This is a genomic window from Pedobacter sp. Leaf41, from assembly GCF_001422545.1.
GTDB lineage: Bacteria > Bacteroidota > Bacteroidia > Sphingobacteriales > Sphingobacteriaceae > Pedobacter.
In genome coordinates, this window is the sequence record NZ_LMLE01000001.1 from 1 (window position 1) to 23,449 (window position 23,449).

19 protein-coding genes are annotated in these 23,449 nt (G+C 38.5%); 10 read left to right on the top strand and 9 right to left on the bottom strand.

Features of this window, described 5'->3' with window-relative positions; translation table 11 throughout:
* Nucleotides 1–286 precede the first annotated feature (286 nt).
* Nucleotides 287–1,294: an IS110 family transposase gene (locus ASE92_RS00005; protein ID WP_056848079.1), complete on the top strand. Its 1,008-nt coding sequence runs from the start codon at nt 287–289 to the stop codon at nt 1,292–1,294.
* A gap of 377 nt (nt 1,295–1,671) precedes the next feature.
* On the opposite strand, the gene ASE92_RS00010 is transcribed toward ASE92_RS00005, so the two are convergent.
* Entirely contained in the window at nt 1,672–2,808 is a 1,137-nt protein-coding gene (locus ASE92_RS00010) for a hypothetical protein (protein WP_056848080.1), read from the bottom strand.
* 80 nt (nt 2,809–2,888) lie between these two features.
* Between ASE92_RS00010 and ASE92_RS00015 the strand changes: the two genes are divergently transcribed.
* Nucleotides 2,889–3,920, top strand: coding sequence for a dipeptide epimerase (locus tag ASE92_RS00015; RefSeq protein ID WP_056848081.1), 1,032 nt, complete (start codon nt 2,889–2,891; stop codon nt 3,918–3,920).
* On the opposite strand, the gene ASE92_RS00020 is transcribed toward ASE92_RS00015, so the two are convergent.
* Nucleotides 3,898–4,143 (bottom strand): DUF6358 family protein, encoded by a 246-nt coding sequence (locus tag ASE92_RS00020; protein ID WP_235527246.1) that lies wholly within the window; start codon nt 4,141–4,143, stop codon nt 3,898–3,900. The genes ASE92_RS00015 and ASE92_RS00020 overlap by 23 nt on opposite strands.
* A gap of 79 nt (nt 4,144–4,222) precedes the next feature.
* On the bottom strand, nt 4,223–4,540 hold the full coding sequence (locus ASE92_RS00025) for a rhodanese-like domain-containing protein (protein ID WP_056848082.1): 318 nt from the start codon (nt 4,538–4,540) through the stop codon (nt 4,223–4,225).
* 125 nt (nt 4,541–4,665) lie between these two features.
* Between ASE92_RS00025 and ASE92_RS00030 the strand changes: the two genes are divergently transcribed.
* The 3 genes from ASE92_RS00030 to ASE92_RS00040 all read left to right on the top strand — a co-directional run bounded on the left by ASE92_RS00030 (nt 4,666) and on the right by ASE92_RS00040 (nt 9,051).
* Complete coding sequence (locus ASE92_RS00030) at nt 4,666–5,790, top strand: DUF4407 domain-containing protein (protein ID WP_056848083.1); 1,125 nt, start codon at nt 4,666–4,668, stop codon at nt 5,788–5,790.
* Nucleotides 5,791–5,900: 110 nt separating this feature from the next.
* Nucleotides 5,901–7,739 (top strand): M61 family metallopeptidase, encoded by a 1,839-nt coding sequence (locus tag ASE92_RS00035; RefSeq protein WP_056848084.1) that lies wholly within the window; start codon nt 5,901–5,903, stop codon nt 7,737–7,739.
* Nucleotides 7,740–7,743: 4 nt separating this feature from the next.
* Nucleotides 7,744–9,051, top strand: coding sequence for a M20/M25/M40 family metallo-hydrolase (locus ASE92_RS00040; protein ID WP_056848085.1), 1,308 nt, complete (start codon nt 7,744–7,746; stop codon nt 9,049–9,051).
* Between the two features lie 115 nt (nt 9,052–9,166).
* Here ASE92_RS00040 and ASE92_RS00045 read toward each other — a convergent pair whose 3' ends face one another.
* The 5 genes from ASE92_RS00045 to ASE92_RS00065 all read right to left on the bottom strand — a co-directional run bounded on the left by ASE92_RS00045 (nt 9,167) and on the right by ASE92_RS00065 (nt 14,530).
* Nucleotides 9,167–9,661 carry a GNAT family N-acetyltransferase gene (locus ASE92_RS00045; protein ID WP_056848086.1) on the bottom strand — a complete coding sequence of 165 codons (495 nt, stop codon included), beginning with the start codon at nt 9,659–9,661 and terminating at the stop codon, nt 9,167–9,169.
* The gene (locus ASE92_RS00050) at nt 9,658–10,218 is read right to left on the bottom strand and encodes a hypothetical protein (protein ID WP_056848087.1); all 561 of its coding nucleotides are present in this window, start codon (nt 10,216–10,218) and stop codon (nt 9,658–9,660) included. The genes ASE92_RS00045 and ASE92_RS00050 overlap by 4 nt, the downstream gene beginning before the upstream one ends.
* A 60-nt stretch (nt 10,219–10,278) precedes the next feature.
* A complete protein-coding gene (locus ASE92_RS00055) occupies nt 10,279–10,911 on the bottom strand; it encodes a thiamine phosphate synthase (protein ID WP_082454928.1) in 633 nt (210 codons plus the stop codon).
* Between the two features lie 143 nt (nt 10,912–11,054).
* Nucleotides 11,055–13,394 carry a TonB-dependent receptor gene (locus ASE92_RS00060; protein ID WP_056848088.1) on the bottom strand — a complete coding sequence of 780 codons (2,340 nt, stop codon included), beginning with the start codon at nt 13,392–13,394 and terminating at the stop codon, nt 11,055–11,057.
* Between the two features lie 605 nt (nt 13,395–13,999).
* On the bottom strand, nt 14,000–14,530 hold the full coding sequence (locus tag ASE92_RS00065; protein ID WP_056849221.1) for an AAA family ATPase: 531 nt from the start codon (nt 14,528–14,530) through the stop codon (nt 14,000–14,002).
* Between the two features lie 470 nt (nt 14,531–15,000).
* Between ASE92_RS00065 and ASE92_RS00070 the strand changes: the two genes are divergently transcribed.
* A complete protein-coding gene (locus ASE92_RS00070; RefSeq protein WP_056848089.1) occupies nt 15,001–15,318 on the top strand; it encodes a hypothetical protein in 318 nt (105 codons plus the stop codon).
* A gap of 214 nt (nt 15,319–15,532) precedes the next feature.
* On the top strand, nt 15,533–18,370 hold the full coding sequence (gene carB, locus ASE92_RS00075; RefSeq protein WP_056848090.1) for a carbamoyl-phosphate synthase large subunit: 2,838 nt from the start codon (nt 15,533–15,535) through the stop codon (nt 18,368–18,370).
* A 41-nt stretch (nt 18,371–18,411) separates the two neighbouring features.
* Here the strand turns inward: carB and ASE92_RS00080 are convergent, their stop codons facing one another.
* Nucleotides 18,412–20,649 carry a S41 family peptidase gene (locus ASE92_RS00080; protein WP_056848091.1) on the bottom strand — a complete coding sequence of 746 codons (2,238 nt, stop codon included), beginning with the start codon at nt 20,647–20,649 and terminating at the stop codon, nt 18,412–18,414.
* A gap of 220 nt (nt 20,650–20,869) precedes the next feature.
* On the opposite strand from ASE92_RS00080, the gene ASE92_RS00085 reads away from it, so the two are divergent.
* The 3 genes from ASE92_RS00085 to ASE92_RS00095 all read left to right on the top strand — a co-directional run bounded on the left by ASE92_RS00085 (nt 20,870) and on the right by ASE92_RS00095 (nt 23,398).
* A complete protein-coding gene (locus ASE92_RS00085) occupies nt 20,870–21,427 on the top strand; it encodes an RNA polymerase sigma factor (protein WP_082454863.1) in 558 nt (185 codons plus the stop codon).
* Nucleotides 21,420–21,965, top strand: coding sequence for a hypothetical protein (locus tag ASE92_RS00090; protein ID WP_235527247.1), 546 nt, complete (start codon nt 21,420–21,422; stop codon nt 21,963–21,965). The genes ASE92_RS00085 and ASE92_RS00090 overlap by 8 nt, the downstream gene beginning before the upstream one ends.
* A gap of 146 nt (nt 21,966–22,111) precedes the next feature.
* Nucleotides 22,112–23,398 carry a hypothetical protein gene (locus ASE92_RS00095; protein WP_235527248.1) on the top strand — a complete coding sequence of 429 codons (1,287 nt, stop codon included), beginning with the start codon at nt 22,112–22,114 and terminating at the stop codon, nt 23,396–23,398.
* Nucleotides 23,399–23,449: the final 51 nt, after the last annotated feature.

The window sequence follows — 23,449 nt, forward strand, 5'->3', positions numbered from 1 at the left end:
CCGTCCTTTAGATTTGTATCCGTCCTTTAGATTTGTATCAGTATTTTATTTAGGGATTAATTGATATTACAATTAGTTTGGTTTAGAATAATATATTTAAAAGATTACCTAATCGGTAGCGGCACATTAATGGTTCGTCAAGGTTTTTATGCCTATGAGATGATGCAATCCGCTACCGATTTTCTCCCTTAGTGACCAGATAACAATTAGGGCATTCCMCATTATTAAGGACTTGGATCGATGGGTTGGAAATTAGGTAACCGTTACAAACTTAAAAAATAACAGGATGATTGGTAGTACAAAATTCTTCATCGGTATCGATGTTTCAAAACCTTACTTTGATGTTTCGCTGATGGGCGTGATTAGCCATGTAAAACAGGCGATTGAAACTGCCCGCTTCGAAAACACCGCTCCCGGCATAAAGGTATTCGAGAAGTGGCTTAAATCCCATAGTGTGAGCTTTGATGAAAACTCCCTTGTTGTGATCGAGAACACGGGTATCTATCATCGTCTGATCTGGTCCTTCTGTAGCAAAAAACACCTGCCGATCCACATTGGAAATGCAGCCCACATCAAGTGGAGCTTTGGTATAGCCCGTGGGAAGAATGATAAAATAGACAGTATCCGTTTATGTAATTATGCTTTCAAAGAATCAGATTCTTTAAAAGCCACAGCCCCTCTAGACCCTGTTCTGCTGCACTTGAAAGACTTTATCTCTACCAGAACAAAGCTCCTAAAACAGATTACAGGCCTGAGGGTTTCCATTAAAGAACTGGGAAATGTAAATGAGAAACCACATCAGAAGCTGATTKAGAAAACACTAAAATCAGCGATTGATGGGATAGCCAAGTCCATCAGGAACATTGAGACGGAGATCAAGAAAATAATAGAAGTAAACCAAGCTTTTAAGAACAATTATAGGCTACTGGTTAGCATACCAGGGATAGGACATATAACTGCCATTTACCTTATAGGGTGCACTGCTAATTTTGCAGGTAGCCCAAGCGGAAAACAATTGGCCTGTTATGCAGGCGTAGCTCCTTTTGAACATAGTAGCGGAATTAGTATAAAAGGTAAGACCAGGATCCATAGAATGGCCAACAAGGAACTGAAAAAATTATTACATCTGTGCGCTTTGTCGGCAATCCAATACAATCAAGAACTGAAAACATACTACCACAGAAAAAAAGATGAAGGCAAGCATAGTATGGCTGTACTGAATGCAGTCAGGAACAAAATAATACTTAGAGTAGCTGCTGTTGTAAAAAGCCAACTACCACAGAAAAAAAGATGAAGGCAAGCATAGTATGGCTGTACTGAATGCAGTCAGGAACAAAATAATACTTAGAGTAGCTGCTGTTGTAAAAAGCCRAATGCCTTTTAAAAATAATTATAAAATAGTAGCATAAAAGTTGTTTTGATCATAACAATCTTCTCGAACGACATCCTTCCTGTCGGAGAGATCTCATTCAGTAATTCTTTTTAAAAGATCTCTCCTCAAACCAAGAAAAATGGGTTTCGTTCGAGATGATGGTTGCTCGTCAAGGTAGTCTTCTTGAACGACATCCTTACTGTCGAAGAGATCTCATTCAGTACTTGTGTTAAAAAGATCTCTCCTCAACCCAATAAAAATAAGTTTCGTTCGAGATGACAAATGTTCTCGTTTGCTTTTTAATAACTATTATAAAATCCGCTTAAATTATCAATTAGCTGGCTGTAAATTGGCTTTGTGAACTCTAGAAACATCGTGCTTGGCGGTGGCGGAAGAACCTCCCTTTTTCTCGTTATGGCTAACTGATTTTTGTTCAGCGCCCTGTCGTCTCCTTTGTAATTTCCCCAACTGTCTCGCCAAACGAAAGTGCCGGGAAACTTCTGCTGACGAACAATTTTTTTGCTTTGCCAATCCATAATCGTCATGTCTAGCAAACCTGATGAAGAAATATTCTTTTCAAAAATACTCAGTGTAGCGCTCACCGTTCCGTAAATAGGTTTACGTTCGCGGGTTTCGCCGATTACCACACTATCGCGTTTAAGCTTTTCTACCCTTTCTTTCACATAAGTTTGGCCAACTACGAAATCATCAAAATTTAAAGTTAAAACCTGGTCGGGTATAATTTTTTGAGTAGTTGCCTGTTCTTCGCCATAAAATATCACAAACTTATTCCGCGAATAGTTGGCAATATATTCATCAATTTGCTGCTGAAAATAATTAGCACTCAACTTATACGGCCCTCCGTTCAAAATAATAGGTTGAACAACTACACGGGTTACGGCGGTCCAATAGGCATCATCCATTTTTGCTTTTACATCTTTATAATTTGGCTGTAGATTTTGCACTTTTTCAAATTCGTAATATGCCTTTTTTGCAGCTAAGCGGTTGCGCTCATTTAAATAACCGATCCCCAAGTTATACCTCGCAACTGCAGCATTATATTTGCTTTCTGCAACTTCATTAATATATTTTGATGGTGTTGGAACAACTGCCAAACAAGCCGGACAACTGTTAATCTCATCTGCCAGCTGATTTATTTTCTGATAATCGTACATTACAGATTCCCATCTAAACAAATCGTTCGACATTTTTGCCTCGTTGATTCTGCGTAAATGATCTTGAAGGGCTAAATCATAAGCGGTTTTTAAAACCTGCATGGCCTCGCTGTTTTTTGGCGAATTTTGCAATCTGCTTACCGCCTTTGCAACTGATGCATCGTAATCGCCTTTTTGTAAGGCATTTTTTCCTGTGGTACATCCTCCTAAAATTATTAGGGATAAATAAATAAAATACCGTAATCTTGAAATGTTTTTCATGGCAGGAGTGGTTTGCGTTAATAAACAAATATACTTTTGTAAAGCGATATCCGCCCTATTTACTTATTAGACGATAGACAATGAAGATTAGTTGCAAGCAATTCGAATTAGAATTAAAACACCCGTTTTCGATCTCCAAATTTACCCGCACAAGCACACCGTTAATGCTTTTAAAAATCCAGTACGAAGATGTGATGGGTTATGGAGAAGCATCCATGGTGCCATACATGGGAGAGAGTTTTGAAACTGCAGCTGCTTTTTTAAAAGAGGTAGATTTGAGCCAATTCGTCTACCCTTTTAATTTCGAAGAGATTATTAGTTACCTCGATCGTATTGCTCCTGGTCAGCCGGCGATAAAGGCAGCGATAGACATTGCCTTAAATGACATCAATGGAAAAATTTTAAACAAACCTTGCTACGAAATTTACGGTGCCGACCCAGCAAAAATGCCGGTAACTTCTTACACTATTGGGATAGATACCCCTGAAGTGATCCGCGAAAAACTGAAAGACGCGGAGAACTTCAAGGTGATAAAAGTTAAACTGGGGAGAGATAACGACCGGGAGATTATTGAAACCATCCGTAGTTTGACAAATGTGCCACTTTACGTGGATGCTAACCAAGGTTGGAGTGATCGAATTAAGGCCATCGATTTAATTTATTGGCTGCATAACCAAGGGGTGGTTTTAATCGAACAGCCTATGGATAAAAACGATTTGGAGGGCAATGCCTGGCTAACGGAACGTAGTCCGGTTCCTTTGCTAGCCGATGAGGCAGTGCAGCGTTTAGCCGATATGGATCAGCTGAAAGGTGCTTACCATGGCATTAACGTAAAACTGATGAAAAGTTGCGGAATGTATGAAGGTCATCAAATGATTTTGAAAGCGCAATCTTTCGGTATGAAAGTATTGATTGGTTGCATGAGCGAAACGAGTTGTGCAACCCTTGCTGCAGCGGCTTTAGCGCCTTTATGTAACTGGGCAGATTTAGATGGCCCCTGGTTAACTAAAAATAATCCTTTTACAGATCCGCCTTTTGAAAATGGAAAATACAGCTTGAAAAACTTACCTGGGCTTGGACTGGAAGGTGTTACTTCTGATCTTTTTCTTTAAAGTTCTTCCGCAGATCTTTCACAAGCTGATATTTAAAATAGGCAAGGCAAGCCGCAACACCAACTAAAAAACCACCTGGTAAAGGTTTGTGGTTGTTGTAACACCAAACTATTCCAAAAATAGAAAGGATGATGGCCAGATTGTAGAAGATATTTAAAGCAAATTTTTTACCCATAGTGGAAATGATTGAAATGAGTGAATTTTGAATGTAAGAAGTCGTCATTGCGAAGCCAGGTTTAAGCGAGCTGAAGCAATCTGATTTTAATAGAGATTGCTTCGTACCTCGCAATGACGAATGATTCTTAGTAAACTGGCATATTCGGATCATAAGCCTCTTGCCAAGCTAAAATCCCACCTTTTAAATTGTATAGGTTTTCGTAACCATATTGCGCTTCAAGTTGCATCACTGCTGCTGCACTTCTTTTTCCGCTGCGGCACTGAATAATTACAGGCTTATCTTTTTCAACTTTATCAGCCTCAATTAAAATCCCGCCTAAAGGAATGTTCTCACCGTTAAGGTTAGAAACCTCATATTCGAATGTTTCGCGAACATCAATCAATTGAAAATCTTCTTTATTATCGATTTTTTCTTTTAATTCTTGTACTGATATTTCTTTCATCTTGAAAATTATTTATGCAAATATAAGAAAATCGATTTGAGTAGAATGAACAAAGTGGAGTCATATATTTTCTCAAAAATCTGTAACATATCAAACCCTTAGGCGTTTAATTATAAACATTACAAATGGACAAACTGAACCGTTTCTTTTGGTTTTGCTCTGGCGCTCACATTCCTACGCTGGAAAAGTATCCTACAGAACAAAATAAATATACTGGCATTGGTGCCACTATCTTCTTTACAGGTTTATTTGCCGCTTTATCTGGTGGTTATGCCATGTATTTCGTTTTTAAAGGCGATGATTTAGCTGTTGTTTTTGCCATCATTTTCGGTTTCTTGTGGGGTGCCGCAATCTTTAATATGGACAGGTACATTGTTTCGAGCATCAATAAAAGCGCAAGCACTAATAAACAGCTTCTGCAAGCTACCCCAAGGATTTTATTGGCCATAATGATTGGTATGGTCATTTCTCGTCCGATTGAGTTGAAAATTTTTGATAAGGAAATTAAAGAACGGCTGAAAGTAAGTTATTTAAACGGGCAACGCTCAAAAATTGATACCCTAAACAAAGCTTTTGAAAAAAAATACCAGGTAGAGTTTGGAAGACTGAACCAGCAAAAAGCCACGAGAGATTCATTAGAGAAAGGAATCAAAGCCGATCGACAGAAACTTAACTTCGAAATTTTTGGAAATAAAACTAACGAAACTTCTGGCGTTATGGGTTACGGTCCGTATGCAAAACGCAAGGAGGTGGAGATCAAACAGAGGGAAGCTGAACTCGATTCGTTGAAAGCAAATATAAATAAAGCCGAAACTTTTGTTGATAAACGAAAGGAATTTGACGGTTTGTTTAATGAAAAATTATACACCAAAAAGCAGCTGGATAGTTTGGCCGATCTTGCAGGTTTTGCCGATCGAAACTGGGCTTTAGGTCAGCTGAAGTTTAACGTTGATGGTACTAAAGATGATAACACGGCAATTGCAGTTACCTTTATTGGGTTGCTGTTTATCTTTTTCGAATGTTTGCCTGTGTTTGTGAAACTAATGAGTGCCCGTGGTCCTTATGATTTCGCTACGGCCGACGGCGATGACGTATCCATCTATCAATCTAAAAAAGACAAAGATTTCCATTTCGAAGTGGCGGATCATATTCATGAAACCCGGGTGGATGCAGAAGCATCAAAACGTAAAGAAATTATCAAGGGTAAAGCCTACCGCGATCTGGAAAAATACGATTGGGATAAGGATTAGATTAGGAAATGGGGACTAGGAAATTGGGAATGGAAAATAAGCAACCCATCAACCATTTTACATCTTACCTGTTTCATTTTTTGTATTTTTCCACCACAAAACCCTTTTTTATGAAGAAATTTTTAGGTGCCGCTTTGTTTAGTGTGTTGTTGCTTTCTGCGTTTGCTCAGAATGAAATAAGTTATGTGGTTTCATTTCCAAATGCAATCCACCACGAAGCTGAAATTGCCATGAGCATCACCAATGTTCCTGCCGGAAATTTAAAGGTTAGAATGAGCAGATCATCTCCTGGAAGATATGCCACGCACGAATTTGGTAAAAACGTGTATCATTTTAAAGCCTTTGATCATGGAGGAAAACCGCTAAAGATTAATCAAACAGCGGGCGATGTTTACGAAATTCCTTCACATGGAAATCAGGTTAAAATTACTTACACGGTTTTTGGAAACTGGATTGATGGCACTTACGCAGGCTTTGATGAAACCCATGCCCATATGAATATCCCTGCAACTTTTGCTTTCCCTGTTGGGATGGATACACGGCCCCGAACAGTGCAGTTTAAATACCCTAAAAAGCAAGGTTGGAAAGTAGCAACTCAGCTCAAACCAATAGAGCAAAATACTTTTTATGCCGCCAATCTTCAATATTTTATGGATAGCCCCATAGAAATTGCTAATTATAAAACGGCTAAATGGGAGGTTAAAAACCATGATGGCAAAACGCAAACCATCCATTTAATTGCCCACTCAAACGATACACAGGCGGCGATTGATAATTATGCTGGCATGTTGAAAAAAATGGTTGATGAACATTACGCCGTTTGGCGGGATTTTCCAACTTATGATTACGGCAACTATTACTTTTTGGAAGATGTGTATCCTACCAATGCCGGCGATGGAATGGAGCATAGAAACTCTACGTCCATTGTGCAGCGCACTGAAAAAATTGAGGGTTACGAATCCAACTTATTAGGCACTTTTTCTCATGAATATTTTCACAGCTGGAATGTAGAGCGGTTGCGCCCCAAAACATTAGAACCATTTAACTTTGAGCATTCAAATATCAGTGATGAATTATGGCTTGCAGAAGGTTTTACGCAGTATTATGGTGGCTTGCTTTTAACCCGGGCTGGTTTAAAAACGGTTGATAATGCTGTCCAGGCTTTTAATGGGATGGTAAACGCTGTACTCACTTCGCCTGGAGCCAAAAACTTTTCACCCATAGAAGCTAGCAGATATGCTGTTTTTGCTGACGCCGGTGTGGCGATTGATCAAACCAACAAGGGAAACATTTTCCTTTCCTATTACACTTATGGCGCCGCTACGGCTTTGGCACTAGATCTTCGCTTGCGTTCAGAGTTTAAACTTACGCTTGATGATTATATGCGGGCTTTATGGAAAGCTTATGGCAAACCAGAAATTCCATACACCATTCCCGATTTGGAAAAAACCTTGGCTTCTTTAACCAAAAATGAAGCTTTTGCAAAGGATTTTTTTGGCAGATACATTTATGGCAAAGAGAAAAACGACTATTCAAAGTTGCTGTTAAATGCTGGCTTTGTTTTGCGCAAAGCAAAGCCCGGGCATGCTTTCACAGGTTTCGGCAACTTTAATCAGGCAGATAGCAAAGTAACGCTAATGCAAACATTGCAGGGAACACCGGCTTATCAGGCAGGTTTAGATGTGGGTGACGTCATTTTGAGCATCGACGGACAAAATGTAACGGATGCATCTGTTGTTGACAACATTACCAAATCGCATAAGCCAGGCGATGTGGTAGAAATTAAATATCAATATCGCGGCGAAAATAAAACAACAAAACTAACATTTGCCGAAAACCCAGCTTTGGAAATTGTTTCGATAGAGAAAATGGGTGGAACATTAACTCCCGCAATGCAAAATTTCAGAGATAATTGGTTAAACTCGCAGGTAGATTCTAAACAGAAATAATAAAATGAAGAAAATATTCCTTTTTACCCTTGCTGCTATGGCAGGTTTGCAGCTTAAGGCGCAAAACATTGATAAAATAATTACCAGAGAATACACTGATCATTTAATCAAAACTTTAAGTGGCGATGAAATGCAGGGTCGCGGTACGTTTACGCCGGGAATAGATAAAGCAGCCACGTTTATCGAATCAGAATTTAAGAAAATAGGCTTACAACCTTTAGCTAGTGAGAAAGGTTTCCGTCAGACTTTTTATAAATACCAGGTAGCCAATGCGAGCAAAAGCATCAAAATAGATGGCAGCGAAATATCTCCTGAGAATGTAATTCTGGCCGGCGCCAATGAAGAAAATATCACGCTTAATAAATCAAATGCTACAGTTGTGGTTTTGGATCCAGAGAAGCCTTTCGTAAATCAGTTTAGAACTATGTTGGCAGCAGGCAAGAATCAAATTATTTTAGTTGATGATAAGTTTGCCGAAAACTTCAAACGCTATAAAACTTACTTTGATAAACCGACAACTTTGGATGAAAAAGATATGGGAGCCGGCAAATCTGCTGTTCAGGTTTTTGTATTAGGCGCTAAAAAAGCCGATGAGTTTACTGTAGATTTGAAAGGAAAAGTTAATAAAATGGCTTTGTTTAATGTAGCCGGTATGATTCCAGGCAAATCAAAAGGCAAAGAGCTGGTTGTTTTCTCTGGTCACTATGACCATTTAGGCGTGATCAAAACGGTAAACGGCGATAGTATAGCGAATGGTGCCGATGATGATGCATCAGGAACAACAGCGATGATTGCCTTGGCTAAATATTACAAAGCACAAAAAAATAATGAGCGTACGTTGATTTTTGTGGCTTTTACAGCAGAAGAAATCGGAGGTTTTGGTGCCAAGTATTTTTCAAGCAAATTAAATCCTGATGAAGTTGTAGCCATGTTCAACATCGAAATGATCGGTAAAGACTCTAAATTCGGGAAAAATACAGCATTCATTACCGGTTACGATAAATCTGATTTTGGAAAAATTTTGCAAAAGAACTTAGCAGGAACAGAATTTACTTTTCACCCTGATCCATATACGGAACAAAATTTATTTTACAGAAGTGATAACGCAACATTAGCTGCTTTAGGGGTTCCGGCGCATACCATCAGTACCGATCAAATTGATGTAGATAAATTTTACCACACGGTTAAGGATGAATACAGCACTTTGGACGTAGAAAATATTCTTTCAACTATTAAAGCAATCGCCAAGAGTGCAACTTCCATTGTAAACGGAACGGATGCACCGACAAGGATTCCGAAGTTGAAGCAGTAGGATATAAAACCGGCATTTCGACAGAAGTAGAGAAATCTTTGAAAAAAGGAAGGCCACAGATTTGAAGATTAATGATCTGCAAATCTGTGGCCTATTTTTTTTATATCAAGGAAATCTAAAACCGATACTCCATCACATAATCATCCATAAAATATCCTTCACCGATATCCAGTTTTACAGATTCTTTGATGCTAAACCCGCATTTTAAATAGAAGTCTTTTGCCTTATTGTGTTTGTTTACATTAAGTTGCAAGGCAGTTGCGCCGGCATCTTTTACCTGATTAAAAACTTCGTTAATTAAGATTTTACCAACACCCTTTCCATGTGCCGAAGGCAAAACATACAACTTGTGTAATTTGTAAATTCGTTCTTCATGATCGATAATCGAGTAGCCTGCAAAACCAAATTGATTCTCGTTATCTTCGGCAATGATGAAAATATGGCCCTCCAATAATTGTCCGAGTAGCTCCCCTTTACTATACATTTTATCGAGCATGTAATCAATTTGTTCCTGGCCTATAATGTCAAGATAGGTTGATGGCCAGGTTGCAGCGGCAATAGCTCTGATCACCTCAATATCCTGTTCTTTGGCTTTTCTTAGCGTAATCATATCGGCTCACTAATAAAAATAGGTTGTCCTGAAAAAGAAAACTCCACAAATCCATCATTCACCACTTCGAAAACTTCTTCTTCATTCTGCATGAGATTAGTAACTTCCAGATATCGGTTTCCATGGATGAGAAACTGACTTCCGGCCGGTTTCCAAACAGAAAAGCCAGATTTAATGGGGTAATGTTTTGCTCTTTCAGTAAAAACGACAATGTTAATCTTATCTTCAAAACCAGCAAATTTCTCCAGATCGAACTTTCTGGTAATTACATTTACTGCCGGGTATCTTTGTTCATAAAGAAAATTAATAGCGACCATTAGCGCATCAACAGGGCCTTGTACAATCCTGGTATCTTCCTGTACTTCCTGATTGCTTCCATTAACCAAAACATCTACTTTCAGCCCCAACGAAACGATTTTATCATAATTTTCGCCGTTGACCAAAAGCGTCGGGCTCCATTCTAAAAGCTGACCTAAAAGTTCTTCATTAAAATTGCCAAGCTCATCAATATATAAGGCAGGCTCTTGTTTTTCTTTTACAATGTGGTGTGAAGACATGTTGCGAAGATAAAGTAATTTAAGGTTTTAGAATGACGATTTTAGATTTTTTGAGCTATGCTATCCTTTCACCAAATCATAAAAATCTTGATAAGCCTGAATGAAATCATCAGCGGAATAAATGGCTTCAGAAACTGCGATGCCAAAAATTCCAGTTTGCATTAGCGGTTCTACATCATAAATTTTAATCCCGCCAGCGGCCAAAACAGGGATACTGATGTTTGAATCTTTAAGTAGATTTATTGAATTTAAATAGCCATCAATTCCTAAAAACGGAGAACTATTTATGTTGGTTTGAACTGCCGAGGATGGACCTAAGAAAACGTAATCAACGCCTTGCTCTGCCAAACGAATTACATCCTCCACGTTATTTACTGAGCCTCCTAAGGTGATATCATCACCTACTAATTTTCGCAAAGCGAGGAAATCAGCTTTGCTATCTTCGATGTGAAAACCCTGAAGGTCTGCCTTTCCATTGAGGTGAATGTGATTGGTAACGATGAGTGTGGTTCCCCAATCATCGCAAATTTCTGTAACCGAATTGATGTCGTTTAGAAGTTCCTCCTCGTTTTTACTAAAACAACGGTATTGGATCCATTTTGCCCCGGCTTCGCAAGCTAGTTGCACCTGCTCGATATGAGATAAATCAGGAATGTCGTGGGTAATATATTGAAGCTTCTCGATGTATTTCATGATCAAAAAAATCGTCATTGAGAGGCATGAAGCAATCTGATAATAGAGATTGCTTCGTGCCTCGCAATGACGAATGTACTAAAGTTTTGCGACTGGTTGCCGTGTTACTTTTAATTTTAAGCCCATCCTTATGCCCTATATTTTTAAAACTTCACGTTTAAACTCAATAAAAAGTTGCGGGTAGCTTGCGGATAATAATAATTTGATCTGCTTAAAGCACTGGCATATAAATAAGGATAAGTGCCGCCGTTACTTTCATATAAAGTGCTGAACACATTGTTGATGAGTAAACTTAGGCCTACATTTTTTATTCCGGCCAAAGGCGTATTGTACATTAAACGAACATCATTCACAAAAAAACTAGAAAGAATGCGTGAATCGGCAGAGGTGTTATCCAGATTTTGCTTGCCCACGTATTTGCTTAAAAACGCAATGCTTGCATTTGGTAAAACAGTATAATTAATCTCGCTTGATGCAATAATTGAAGGTGAGAAAGCGATATTGGTATTGTTATAACTAAAAGTAGTTAAAGCGCCGTTGGCGTCATCATAAATAAATTCTGTAAACTCCTTAATTTTGTTCCGACTAAAAGTTGCCGTTGCAGCCCACGATAAATTCTTGAAAATCTGCCATTTGCCATCTACTTCAATCCCTGCTCTGTAGCTATCGGGAACATTTTGACGGGTTTGTCCTCCAACATCATTTAATTTTCCTGTGTTGATTAGCTGATCTTTATAGAACATGGCAAAACCGTTTATGCCAATATTGAAATTAGAAAATTGCGTACGGTAACCCGCTTCAATATCTGTTAGGTTTTCTGGTTTCGGGCGACTGTTAATATTAGAATCGGTAAAGTCTCTCCGGTTTGGCTCCTTGTTCCCAACAGCAACTGATGCATAAACATTGCTCTTGTCGTTGAAATTATAAGTTATTCCGGCCTTCGGATTGAAAAAATCTAATGTTGCATTTTGCTGAGCTGGATCGCCATTTGGATCTATACCAAAATAAGAATAATAGACTCTTCTATATTGCAGATCGCCAAAAAGATTGAATTTTCCAATCTGATAATTCGCTCTGCCGAAAATATTGAAATCTGTTTTAAAGGCGTCATTATCATTATATCGGTGGCGGATGGATCCACTTCCGTCGTAATTGGCAAATTGTGCCCAAATTACCTCGTCAAAATGGCGGCCTTTATATTCGTTGTAAGCGCCACCTAAAACAAAATTCAGGTCGTTTTTTGGTGTATAATTTAGGGAGTAGGTTACGCCATAAAAATCATTATCCAACCACAAGCGGCGAACTAAATCGGATGTGTTTTGTGTAACACCACCTAAAACCACAGGAGGAATTCCATAATCTTCGAGGTTTCGATCTTCTTTATATTCTTCATAATAACCTCGTCCGTAAGTATAATGCAGGGCGGCATTGGCTACCAGCTGGTTTGTTATATTTCTGGTATAAAATAACTGATAATGATCTTGCTGATAATTATCGGTTTGATTGTCGTACGTAAAATCGTTATGTCTGCGGTTGGTAAGCAGCATTTCTTCGCTTATCCCATTCCAGGCCTGGTAGGTTTTTTCTGTACCGCTGAACACGTTGGCACGAAGGATATCTTTTTTACCGTAATAAGCGCCAGAAACGAAAAATGATTTTAGGTTGGACGATGCACGATCTACATAACCGTCAGATTTAATCCGTGATAAGCGACCATCAAACGTAAACTTATTTGCAATTAAGCCAGAGCCTACACTCACCGTGTTTTTCCAGGTATTGTAAGAACCGTAGGTATTGTTCAGTTCGGCATAAGCAGAATCTCGGCGGGTAGTGGTTTGAATATTCAAACTCCCGCCAAAAGCGCCTGCACCATTTGTAGAAGTGCCCACACCACGTTGAATTTGAATGTTATCAACTGATGAAGCTAAATCTGGGAGGTTGATAAAAAAACTTCCCTGACTTTCTGCATCGTTTAAAGGGATGCCGTTAAGCGTAACGTTGATCCGTGTAGCATCACTACCCCTGATGCGAAGGCCTGTATAACCTACGCCAGCGCCGGCATCGGAAGTTACCACAACTGAAGGTGTCTGGTTTAATAAATAAGGTAAATCCTGGCCCAGATTATTTTTTGCCAGCTCCGCTTTGTCCAAGTTTCTAAAAGTTGTAGCAGAGTTTTTTGATGCACGGGTGGCGCTAACCACAACGTCATCGGCCAGAAAGTTTTGTTGAACCAGCGCAAAGTTTAAGTTAGCATTGCCATTTAAATTTACCGCTTTTTCCTGCGTTCTGTAGCCTACATAACTGACCACAATGGCGTAATTGCCGCCAGCTAAATTTGCCAATGTGTAATTTCCATTGGCATCGCTCAGTACCGCTGTTCGCTGATTTTTGATTTTAATGGTTGCGCCAGGCAAGGCGTTTTGATTGTTATCGGTAACTTTTCCGGTAACCGAATTTTGTGCCGATGAAAATAAAGGCAACATTGCAACAAGGGCTGCAAAAAGTAAATTTTTCAATGTTTTTGTTTTTAGTTAAACCCATCGGAAATAGGGGTACTCCCGATTTCAGTTAAACTTCCATAACTCCAATCCCTACGCCGGCATTACCCGGATCAGGTGCATTCAAGTTTAAAGTTTAGGGTTAAAAGTTGAAAGTTCGATGGTTGACCAAACTTTTCACTCTTTACTTTTCACTTTCTACTTAAAATGGGTATGATCTCAGCCCGTTTTTGTGTTTATAACAAACAAGGCACCCCTAATGATGGGGCAAATGTAGAAAATATATTCAAAGATTTATCTTTTTTACTTTTTTAGAAAAGCAATTTCAGTGCTTCATCGGAATTTGCAGTCCCGCTTACACTTCAATCTTTTTACTTCAAGTTACTAACCCTATTTAAATTTCGCTAGAAGAGTTAGTAACTTGAAAAATATAAAAAGGATTTTCATTTTAATCGGGTTTAGTTAACCTCAAGTTGTGCTGCTAGGTTGCCACCTAAACCCGACCCTAGCGAGATGCCCACAATTTTTCATTGTGGCAGAAGCGGGGGCGGGAACAATTTGCCCTAGAACCGCTACCATTGCTTTCCAAATTATAAAGCTAAAAATTGATCTACTGCTGCAATAGCATGCTGTATCCTAACATCACCCAAACCACTAATCACTTTATAGTTAGCGTTTAGAGCCTGCAGTTCCTTATGCCAAACCTCCATGAAATATTCCCGTTGATTCGGGAAATCACGCAGGGGGTCATCCTGCCAGGGTAAATCGATATCCATCAGCAGATAAAGATCATATGGTCTTTTCGGTAAAGCATCCAGAACCAATTGTGGCGTTTCGCCAAGCATTTCATCGCTCCAAATTTTTACCGTTACAAATGTGGTATCACAGATAATGAACCCACTTTCTGTTGTCACTAAAATCGCATCTTCCAAGGCTACCTGACCATAATACATATTTACCTCATCTTGTAAAGTGTAAGGCGCAGTTAAATTTTCGCAGTAGTAGCGGGCATATTCTGGTACCCATGATACTTTATAATATTTTGCAAGCAGTTGCGACATGGTTGATTTTCCTGTGCTTTCAGGGCCTACAATGGCAATTTTTCTTATGGATCGACTCACATTAAAATTTTTTACAATCAAATCAAATGTAAAGGAAAATGGCTGAAAAAGAAAAAATCCGGTTGAGGAGGGCTCCTCTAACCGGATAATAAACCAAACAAACTATTTATGAAGAAATCCTCATTGCGGTTAACTACTCCGCGGAGGAAGCTTTAGATCTTTTTCTAAAGTATATACAAAACGCATATATGTTCTGCTTATTACAACATTATTGCCAATTTTTTCGATACTATGCTTTCATGACGAAAACATGACTTCGTGTGTATTTAACACTATAGATATGTTACATTCTAATCAGGTTTTAACGCTTTGTTAACTTCTGTAAGCGGTAAATTCTTAAATGTTGTACAAAAATTCAGACAAGGAATTAGCGCAGTATTTGTCTACTGTGCTAATTCTGCGACAAACAATTGTTGCGTGTCATACGTTTGTTGAGGAAAATTGGATTCTAACTATTAAAATGTATCAAAATGAAAAAGCTAGGAGTTTTTTTAATCGCATTAATGGTATCAACTGTTTTCTTTTTTGCTTTTGTACTGATTAGACAAGGAGGGATAGTTGGGCGGATTAATCCAACCGATGCGGTTGCAGGCATTTCGCTTATTGCTGGAACAGATACAGTTAAGGCGCAATTGAGTCAAGGTGCTTTTACTTTTACTAATTTAAAAGAAGGAGTTTATACTATAGCTGTTAAGGCTAATGCTCCTTACAAGGATTTTTTGATAGAAAAGGTTGCCGTGAAAGATAGTGCAACAACTGATTTAGGCGAAATTAAATTGCAACAATAATGAATATTTCGGAAGAATAATTTTAAAAAGAGGAGCTTACAAACTCCTCTTTTTTATTTTAAAAAAGTAATTTAAAAACGATACGAAAAACCTATCTTTGCATCCCGACAGAACAGTTGGGATTTTCCTCCTCAAAAAGCAAAACACCTCCTTGCTTCTTCAGCCTTAACAGGTTAAAAACTTTAGAATTTTAATTATTGTATTAAACTTTATCATGCCTAAAGACACTTCCATAAGCTCAGTATTAATTATCGGATCGGGACCAATTATTATTGGCCAGGCCTGTGAATTTGATTACTCGGGTTCTCAAGCGGCACTTTCTTTGAAAGAAGAAGGAATCACCGTTTCAATCATCAACTCAAATCCGGCAACTATCATGACGGATAAAGTTATCGGCGACCACGTTTATCTTCGCCCTTTATCTGTTGATTCAATTGAAGTTATTCTTCAAGAACACATTGATTCGCCAGATTTACCAAGAATTGATGCAGTATTGCCAACTATGGGGGGTCAAACTGCATTGAACTTATGTGTAGAAGCTTCTGAGCGTGGTGTTTGGGAAAAATATGGCGTTAAAGTGATCGGTGTTGATGTTGCAGCCATCGAAAAAACAGAAAATCGTGAAGCCTTCCGCCAGTTAATGGTTGATATAGGTGTAGGGGTAGCGCCATCTAAAATTGCAAATTCATTTTTAGAAGGTAAAGAAGCGGCTCAGGAAATCGGTTTTCCATTGGTAATTCGCCCATCATACACTTTGGGGGGTTCTGGTGGTGGTTTTGTTCATAAAAAGGAAGAATTTGATGCCGCACTAAAACGCGGTTTAGAGGCTTCTCCAACTCACGAAGTTTTAGTAGAACAAGCTGTTTTAGGTTGGAAAGAATACGAATTGGAGTTACTAAGAGACAGCAACGATAACGTAATTATCATCTGTTCGATTGAGAACTTTGACCCAATGGGTATTCATACCGGCGACTCTATTACGGTTGCGCCAGCCATGACATTGTCTGATCGTTGTTACCAGGATATGCGTAACCAGGCGATTAAAATGATGCGAGCCATCGGAACTTTTGCTGGCGGTTGTAACGTTCAGTTCTCGGTCAATCCTGCAAATGATGATATTATTGCCATCGAAATTAACCCACGTGTATCCCGCTCATCAGCGTTAGCAAGTAAGGCCACCGGTTATCCAATCGCTAAAATTGCGGCAAAATTAGCCATTGGTTACAACTTGGATGAAATCGAAAATCAGATTACAAAAACAACTTCAGCTTATTTCGAACCTACCTTAGATTACGTAATTGTTAAAATCCCTCGTTGGAATTTCGACAAGTTTAAGGGCGCTAACAAAGAATTAGGTTTACAAATGAAATCTGTTGGTGAGGTAATGGCTATCGGTCGTACCTTCATCGAAGCTTTGCAAAAAGCTTGTCAGAGTTTAGAAATTGGCCGTGCAGGTTTAGGTGCCGATGGTCGCCAGAACCGCAACATTAATGAAATTATGGACGGTTTGGAGCATGCTTCATGGAACCGTTTGTTCTTAATAAAAGATGCCATGACAATGGGCGTGCCTTTGGAATCTATCCGTAAGGTAACGAAAATTGATAAGTGGTTCTTAAATCAAATTCAGGAGCTTGTTGCTTTAGAAGTTGAATTGAAACGTTACTCGCTAAACAATATCCCTCAAGATTTCTTCTTCACGCTTAAAACCAAAGGCTTCTCTGATATTCAGATTGCATGGTTATTGGGCAACGTTACCGAAGATGAAGTTTACGACCGCCGTAAAGCTTTGGGTATAAACAGGGTATATAAAATGGTGGATACTTGTGCGGCAGAATTCCCGGCAAAGACGCCATACTATTATTCATCTTTCGATGAAGAAAATGAGTCTATTTCATCAGATCGCAAAAAAGTAATCGTTTTAGGCTCAGGTCCAAATCGTATTGGCCAGGGTATTGAGTTCGATTACTCTTGTGTACATGGTTTATTGGCAGCCAAAGAATCAGGTTTTGAAGCCATCATGGTTAACTGTAACCCTGAAACGGTTTCTACCGATTTCAACATGGCCGATAAATTATACTTCGAGCCGGTTTTCTGGGAACATGTTCGCGAGATTATCGAATTAGAAAAACCAGAGGGTGTTATCGTTCAGTTAGGTGGACAAACCGCTCTGAAAATGGCTGAAAAACTAACTGAAAAAGGTATCAAAATCATTGGAACCTCTTTTGAGAATATGGATATCGCCGAAGATCGTGGACGTTTCTCTGACTTGTTAAAAGAATTAGATATTCCTTATCCAAAATACGGTGTAGCAGAAAATGCAGAAGAAGCCATCGTTGTTGCAAACGAAGTGGGCTATCCGGTTTTGGTTCGCCCGAGTTATGTTTTGGGTGGACAGGGCATGAGCATCGTAATTAATGATGAAGACCTTGAAAAAGCAGTGGTGAAATTATTGGGCGATTTACCGGGCAACCGTGTATTAATCGATCACTTTTTAGATAGAGCAGAAGAAGCAGAGTCAGATTCAATTTCTGATGGTGATGACGTTCACATTGTAGGGATGATGGAACACATTGAGCCTGCAGGTATTCACTCCGGAGATTCATTCGCTGTGTTGCCAACTTTCAGCTTACCAGAAAAGGTAACGCAATCAATGGAAGAATACTCGATCAAAATTGCGAAGGCTTTAGATGTTCGTGGATTGTTAAACATTCAGTTCGCCATTAAAGATGAGAAAGTTTATGTAATCGAAGCAAATCCTAGAGCTTCACGAACGGTTCCTTTCATCGCAAAAGCCTACGATGTTCCTTACATTAATATCGCTGCTAAAATTATGTTAGGTGTGGCGAAACTGAAAGATTTCACCATCGAGCGTAAACTTAAAGGTTATGCAATTAAAGAACCGGTTTTCTCTTACGAGAAATTCCCTGAGGTGACGAAAGAGTTAGGTCCGGAAATGAAATCTACCGGTGAAGCGATCCGTTTCATTAAAGATTTGGAAGATCCTTACTTCCGCAAGCTTTACAAAGATAAATCAATGTATTTGAGTAAATAATAGCAAAAGGGCGATGGAAACATCGCCCTTTTTTCAATTGTCTACCATCCTTTGCTCAAGATTTCCATTGCCTTCTCAAGCAACTCATCCTTCCCTTGTTTAATTCCATTGATAGTAGGATAAATCACCTCATCGATTTTTACCCCCACTCTTTGTGTAGGTTTTCCATCAGGATAAAAAACACCAATGCCAGAAATCATGGTTTTCAATCCGCCTGGTAAAATAATATCACTCACATTTCCGTCGGCACCTGCAGTGGAACTGCCAATTACTTTCACGTTGGGCGAACTTTGGAAAGCCATAGTTGTATATTCTGCCTGGCTCTGAGAAATAGCATTTACAATTACGACAATTTTCCCTTTATAATTATCAGACGATTTTTTACCATTGCGAACTGTTGCCCCAAATGCAAATGAGCCTGGATAAGCGACGCTACCCATTGTAAACTTTACAAAAGGTGTAGATACATCCTTAATATAGTTGCCAAAAGTGAAAGGCATAAACTCTGAAGGATAACAACGCATGTCTATAATGATTCCCTTGGTATTGGCAAAAAGTTTCTTGATATCGGGAAGCATTGCATTTTTATATTTCCCGGGGAAAACATATCCCGTATTTTCATTAATGAGTTTAAATGGTTCCGCTTTTTCAAAGTCAGAATCCTTACCTCCACGGCCATATATTCTCATGGGTAAATCGTAACTAAACTGCTCTCCATCGCGGTTTATATTTAAATTCACTTTTATTTTATTTGCCCTCAAGAGGTAATTGTTTGGCAGATCACGCAGTTGCGTATCATAATTTGAGGCAGGCGTAAATGGAAGAAATTCTTTAATAAGTAAACCGACATCTTTCCCGTCGATTGCTGTAACTACATCTCCTACTTTTAATTTACTTTTTACATCAAGTGTATCTTTATATAAATCAGTTATCACCAGTTTATTCTCTATAAAGGTTGTTTGCAAGGGTGGTGCATATTTGCCTTTAAAATTAGTAATCGCTGTGCTACCGCCCCATAAATTGGCATGGGTATCATTTACACAAGCAATTAATTTCAAGGCTGCTTTTCCATAGTCGAGCTCGTTTTTTGCATTTACAAACTCGGGTAACGAAGTTTTTAATACCTGATTCCAATCTTGGCCGATAACGTTTTTGTAAGGAAAAAAATAGTTAATCATTGACCAGTAACGAAAAAGCGATAGTAGGCGATAGCCCGCATCTGGGTAAGTCATTTTTGAATAAGGCTTTTCATTTTTGAAAATCGGATTGCCCACTCCTGGAGCCATGCCAATGTAATAACTATCGCCAGTGTTTCGGTTATCTCTTATAAAGCTAAGTTTAGTTAATAGCGGCTCCTCTATTATCAACTTGTCAAATAATGATCCGTAATCGGGCTTAATCTGGTATTGCTCTTCGGCTATTTTTTTGCAGCTTTTACAAACATCGGGTTTTGGAAGTTTTTCGAGATAATTCTCCAGTACAACATTTAGTTCTTTGTTATTCTTAGCTTGTAAAACAGAAGGCAATATTCTGAAGAGTTCTGCATCCCAATTATAATCTCCTTGAGCAATAGCCGGATGGTGATATTTTAAAAAACCCCAAAACTGCCCGGCAACTATTAAATTGGTTGATAGCTGATCGCTTAAATTAATTTCTTTTATGCCCGAACTGTTTGCAAATGCGGTGTCAAGATCGGCCTTAACTGCAATTATCTTTTTAAACGCTGCCTTTTTTATAGGTTTATTATCTATAAAAATCTCAAAATTATCAAACCAGGCTTTTCCTTCGCCCACCAGTAAACCGCCAATGTGTAAAGCCCTCACCTCTTTGCTATTATAATCAAGCTTAATGGTATATTGTTGCCAATCTTTAGTGCCAATCACACCTCTGTCTTGCATATTATCAAAACCAATAGATTGGACGTTTTTATCATCAATTCTCATCCATAAGCCTGCATAGCCTTTACTAACATTTTCTGTCTTGATATAACCTCTCAATTCTATGTTTTTACCTTCGAAATTCTGAGTAATCGGGTAGTCGATCACACCAAAATCAGCGCCAGTTCCTTTTTTTTCCAACAGGATGCTAAACTTGCCATGCTGTTTAGTAACGCTATCAAGCAGTGCAGGATAGGCAGTTTTTTGTGAAGCAAAGAAGGAGAAAGACCATCCTTCTGGAATATGAGTATCGTTCAGTTTCTCGAAACTGCCATTGATTTGATATTGTGAATGAATTTTGCAAGAGATAAGCAAGAACGCAAAAAGTAAGTAGTGTTTCATAAATTTAGATGCTTGAATTTTAGGATGATTAAGTAAATATAAACGCTTGAATTTATAATTGCTTAACCATTCTCGTTATTTTTTAGTCGGTTATATTATTATAAAACCTGGATATCAAAATGATATGAAATATCACTTTGTGAAGGGATGTTAATTTTTTTTATACCTTGATGCAACGTTTTAAAATCCCGCCTGTCTTATAATCAGAATATTCAAAATTTTGGAAACCGTTTACGTAGATAAAAACCTAGAGCTAGTTAAAGCATGCATGCAGGGCAGCCGGGCAGCACAGTTTGATTTGTACAAACTGTATGCAAAGGCGATGTATAATGTGGCGTTACGAATTCTGAATTATGAAGAAGAAGCTGAAGATGTTTTACAAGAATCGTTTTTAGATGCATTTACCAGGATTGTAGATTTTAGACAGGAAACTACTTTCGGGCTTTGGCTAAAGCAGATTGTAATCAACAAATCGATCAATTATCTGCGCAAGCGTAAATTCGAATTTGTTGGAACGGAAGAGTTATCAGAAATACCTGATGAAATTTCTGCAGATGAATATGAAGTTAAATTGCAGGCCGAGGAAGTTAGGAATGCCATTTCAGAACTTCCAGATGGTTATAGAGTGGTATTAAGTTTGTATTTATTAGAAGGTTACGACCACGAAGAAATTGCACATATTTTAAAAATAAGTGAAAACACAAGTCGCACACAATACATGAGGGCGAAGAAAAAGTTAAAAAGTATTTTAGAACAGAAAGGGATGAGAGATGAATAACAGATTAGAAACTTTTGTTAAAGAAAACCGGAAGGCTTTTGATGTAATGGAGCCGCCAGTGGGGCTTTGGGCCAAAATAGAGCTAGAGTTAGATTCAAAACAAAATCAGGTAAAACAAGATAAAAAAAAGCCGGTAAAGCTATACTTATGGATGAGTGTAGCCGCAAGTTTGGTAGTGGTTTTCGGTTTAGTGTGGTTGTACGCCGGAAGGTTGCAAAACAAAGATTTAGAAATCGCTGATGTTAACGAAGCTTATGCACAGAAAGAGGTTCATTTTACGGGATTAATCACCGAAAAAAGAGACAGCCTGGCCATTTTCGCTTCGGCAAACCCAGAGCTTTATAAAAAATTTACTGCTGATTTGGCCAAATTAGATGAAGAATATGAACGATTAAGATTGGAGCTTCCAACATCGCCAAACCAAACTTTTGTAGTTAAAGCAATGGTTAAAAACCGCGAAATCCAACTACAACTTTTAAAACAACAATTGCTAATTATCAATCAGGTAGACGATTATAAAAAAGTAAATCAGATTTAGAAAAAGTAGAAAGTAAAAAGTAAAGAGTTCAAAGTTTTGGAACCCAGTCTTGATACTAACTACTTGATACTAATAAAATACGCTCACAATTTCAAGGCTGAACCGGTCGGCAGGTTGAGCCAAATAAATGTTTAACAATTAACAACATGAAAACAATTAAAATATTTTTAGCCTTAGTGGCTTTCATTGCCGGAAAAGCGAATGCGCAACAAACTGTAGTGGTAACAGCGTCAAACAATACCTATGCAGTGAATAAAACTTCGGTATCTCTTAACACCAATGTAACTGTGAACGCCGATGTTCAATCGGGTGCGGATGCCGAACGGTCGAAAAGTTTTTCAAAAAGCTTTAGCGTTGATAATAGTGATAAAGTAAACCTGAACAATCAATACGGTTCTATCGTGGTAAAAACCTGGGATAGGAAGGAAGTTAAAGTAGATATAGACATAAAAGCGTTTAGCAATTCGGATAGTGAGGTGCAAAAATTGCTGGATGCTGTAAATATTGATGCTACTAAAAGTGGTGATGTGGTTTCGATAAAAACCAATTTGGCTGATAGAAGTGGCCGTTGGGGAAGAGGTGTAAGAAACGGGGTAACAACCTGGCGACGAGAAGTGAAAATTAATTATGTGGTATACATGCCAGCCTCAAACCCGCTATCTGTTTTGCAACAATATGGTAATGTTGAAGTAGGGAATTTCTCCGGACCAACCTCATTAAAATTACAATATGGAAATTTGGTGGCAGGAAATCTAAGTAACAGCAACAATTACATTAATGTTCAGTACGGCAAGTGCGATATTCAGGATATGAATGCTGCTGTAGTTAAACATGAGTACAACGGCCCAGTAACGATCGGTGCGGTAGGAACTTTAGAGTTAGATGCAGAGTATGTAGGCGTAAATATCAATACCATTAGAAAATCGGCTGATATCAAAGTTCAGTATGGTAAAGGTTTAACAGTAGGTAACATTGGCGGAAACCTGCTGCTAAGCGCCGAATATGCTAAAGTAAACATCAACACTGTAAAAGGGAATACTGTAGTTAAACAGGCTTATGGCGATTTAAATATTGCTGCAGCGGGCAAAATAGCCGTTAATGCAGAATATTCAAACGTAAATTTGGGTACGCTTAACGGCGATGCCAATATCAATATGGATTACAATAGGTTAAACGTAAACGAAATTACTCCAGCCTGCAAAAGCTTCACTTTCGGTGGCGAATATGTTTCGGTAGGACTTGGTTTCGCCGATCGATTTAATGGAAATTTCAATGTTTCAACTTCGTACGCAGGCTTTAAATATGGCGCTAATGTTAGTTCCAGTTTAGTGAGTAAAGATGACGAAACCAGAAAATATGCAGGCAAAATCGGCAGCGGCGGTGGAGCAAATGTTAACGTCAAAACCGAATACGGTTCAATTACTTTTAAATAGGTTTAAAGCTTACCTGTATTAAAATTATGGTGATTTCGGGCTAAGCGGAGA